The organism is Litoribacterium kuwaitense, from assembly GCF_011058155.1.
In the GTDB taxonomy this organism is placed as follows: Bacteria; Bacillota; Bacilli; order Bacillales; family DSM-28697; genus Litoribacterium; species Litoribacterium kuwaitense.
Map to the genome: position 1 here is coordinate 1 of NZ_JAALFC010000099.1, position 1,037 is coordinate 1,037.

1 protein-coding gene and 1 pseudogene are annotated in these 1,037 nt (G+C 42.3%); one reads left to right on the forward strand and one right to left on the reverse strand.

What is annotated here, in order from left to right; translation table 11 throughout:
• The coding region (locus G4V62_RS19145; RefSeq protein ID WP_212508857.1) for a chromate transporter at window positions 1-320 on the forward strand (320 nt) is incomplete at its 5' end.
• 476 nt (window positions 321-796) lie between these two features.
• On the opposite strand, the pseudogene G4V62_RS19150 reads toward G4V62_RS19145, so the two are convergent.
• Window positions 797-1,037: pseudogene (locus G4V62_RS19150) on the reverse strand (IS4 family transposase); the annotation flags it as partial.

Here is a 1,037-nt window from a genome sequence, read left to right on the forward strand (position 1 = left end):
GAGGATGGCAAGGTGGTCTTCTGGCGATGGTCGCCATCTTTTTACCAGCATTTTTGTTAATCGCAGGAACACTTCCTTTTTGGCAGGAAATGCGTCATTTGCCAAAGATGCGAGGCGCGGTGCTTGGAATTAATGCCGCCGTTGTCGGTATTTTGGCTGCCGCTTTGTATCAGCCGATCTGGACGTCGTCCATTACTGCTGCGATTGATGTCGCGTTAGTGGCCATTTTGTTTGTCATGTTAAAAAGCTGGAATGTCCCACCGTGGGTCGTCGTCATTACAGGCGCGCTCTGTGGATGGGGGGTCTCTTTAATCGGGTAAGTGTTGAGGATGGGGGAAATATAGGCTACAATATTTGCTTGGGTTTAAGAGCAAGGACAAAAATACACACACCAAGCTCCTAAACCTTTACTACACTTGAGATTGTGAAAAACAAGGGTGTGAAATAGGAGTTGTGTATGTATTCAAATATAATGTTTCCATAGATAGCGTTGTACAAAGAGTGTCTTGCTGTCAAACGTGTTAACGTTTATTTCAAAGAGCTCTCGGGCTGACAAGATTCGTCATCAGACAGGAAAGAAATACAAATGAAGTACTGTCACTAAGATTGGCTACAGATCAGATGAACGCAAAAATGTTACAAGATTTATCACTAGCGTTGCATAAAACTTCGTTGAATATTCTGTAAACACTTTCTTCCTGAAAAGTGCCAAAAAGGCAAAGCCTCGAATAAAAGTGGCACTGTCCATTTGGTGAAATTATACAGTTAAGCAAAAGGGACAACGACAGGTCATTAGCTAAGTGCTGTTTTTTTGTTCAAAACGACGGAGCCAAATGTATGCTGGTTTCCAGATGGCCGCTTTTAGCCAACGGCTAATTCGAAGCAGTGTTTTCTTGCTTTTTGTCGTCTCCAACTGGATGAGGACATGTAGACAGTAAGTAATGAGCGCGAGGTAAATTTGATTTTGTATCGCTGTTTCACTCATCCCATAAAAATGTTTGATTTCTACATGTTGCTTCAGCCATTTAAAGAACAGC